This is a genomic window from Flexithrix dorotheae DSM 6795 (assembly GCF_000379765.1).
In the GTDB taxonomy this organism is placed as follows: Bacteria; Bacteroidota; Bacteroidia; order Cytophagales; family Flammeovirgaceae; genus Flexithrix; species Flexithrix dorotheae.
Window position 1 is genome coordinate 1 of sequence record NZ_KB903524.1, and the last position, 1706, is coordinate 1706.

The 1706-nt window shown below is 44.0% G+C and carries 2 protein-coding genes; both read right to left on the minus strand.

Annotated elements, in window-relative coordinates:
• A partial coding sequence (locus A3EM_RS0141005) for a site-specific integrase (RefSeq protein WP_026210909.1) occupies nucleotides 1–485 on the minus strand: 485 nt, incomplete at its 3' end.
• Between the two features lie 54 nt (nucleotides 486–539).
• On the minus strand, nucleotides 540–1439 hold the full coding sequence (locus tag A3EM_RS46850; protein WP_020534055.1) for a tyrosine-type recombinase/integrase: 900 nt from the start codon (nucleotides 1437–1439) through the stop codon (nucleotides 540–542).
• Between the last annotated feature and the right edge of the window lie 267 nt (nucleotides 1440–1706).

Sequence of the window (1706 nt, forward strand, 5' to 3'; positions counted from 1 at the left end):
TCTCCACTGACAAAAACGGTATTGTTTTTCAGGTCGAAGTCCTGAGCGGTTAAGCGACTGATTTCCCTTTGCCGAAGCCCCTGGAAGACCATCAGTCCAATAATTTCCCTTTCCAGTGGCTTGTTTTCAGGATAATTCTGATAACATTCCTGCAACTGTTTTTCACTTAAAAGATGATGGGGCAGTCTTCTTGGAACACCTTTTAAATACAGGTCAGCAGCCGGATTGTGGGGGATCATTTCCCTGGCAATCAGGTAATCAAAATAATGGCGGATGGCACTGAGCTGGTGATTGATGTAGCGAGGACTTTGCCCTTTTTTTTTCAGGGTTTTAATGTAGGTAAGCAGTCGGTTGTAAGTGACATGCTGGGGCAGTACATGGCGCATTTCCAGCCAGTCGAGCAGCCTTTGGGCAGCAAAAGTGAAGCGGTTCACGCTGTTTTGACTGTAGTTTTTTTCAGTTAAATATTCTGTAAAAGTTTTCATTTCATTGGTGATTAGGGGTTGGTGATTAGACTAGCGAGGTGTTTCAACTTCTTGTTATTTTAAAGCCGACTTTCCTAAGTAAATTTGAGTGGATTCCAGGCTGCTATGCCCTAAAAAATGGGCGATCTGTTGTATTTTCATACCGTTTTCCAGCAGGTGAGTGGCAATGCTGTGGCGCAGGGTATGGAGGCTGATTTCTTTGTTTAGTTCTGCTTTTTCTACCAGTCTTTTCAGGCGGATGCTTAAGGATGTCCCGTTAATTCTTAGTCCTTTTTTACTTAAAAAAAATGCTTTCTGCTGATGGCTCTGGTAAAATACCGGACGACTTTCAGTGAGGTATCGCTTAAAATCCTGCACCACTTTATCTCCAATCGGCACGTAGCGTTCCTTGTAATTTTTCCCTTTGCGTACATACAGCAACTTATTGGAGAGCAGCACATCCCTTACATCCAGACTGATGCCTTCATTTCTTCTCAGCCCACAGGCATAAAACACCGAGAGCATAGCCCTATCCCGAAGCCCCAGCATATCAGGATCACAGCTATCATAAAGGGTGGTGATTTCTGCCTGAGTGCAGATATTTTTGAGTTCCTGAGGCGGACGGATAAAGCCTTTGCGGAAGCTGAACACGCCCTGTCCGGTCTGTCGGACGTATCGGCTGAGTAATTTCAGGGCTTGCAGGTATTTATTCAGGTAAGCATCGCTGAGGGGTTGCCCGGGATGTCTGGCATGTCCTCGCTGATACAACCAGGCAAAAAATCCCTTTACTTCACTGCCTGTGATCTGGTCTATTCTGGTGATGCCTTCTTTGTTTTCCAGGTAATAAAAAAATTCCCAAACATGCCTGGGCAGGGTGTAAATACTGCTTTCTGCATAACCCAATATATCCAGCCAACTGGCAAAAGCTTTTTGTAATTGTTTGAACTCGGAACTGTGGAGGGGGTAGATTTTCATTTTAGGGGTTAGGGGTTGGTGATTAGTTTTTAGTGATTTGACTAGCGAGGGGTTTATCAATTGAAGAAAAAAAAAGGCTCTAATTGTGCCACTGAAGCTTAATCAAGGGAATAAAGTTTCTCCATATTCGGGTTCAGCGGCACGCTGGTATCGGATGCTTTTTTTAGGGGGTGTATACCTTTTTTTGGAATAATGGAACACCAGCACATAACTTACTGACTTACATTAACTTAACCACTTTCTGGTGTTCCTGTGGTGTTCCATTGG

What these genes read in the sequence shown, in the direction of transcription:
- A3EM_RS46850 (WP_020534055.1), bottom strand. Translation starts at nt 1,439, where the DNA reads ATGAAAATCTACCCCCTCCACAGTTCCGAGTTCAAACAATTACAAAAA.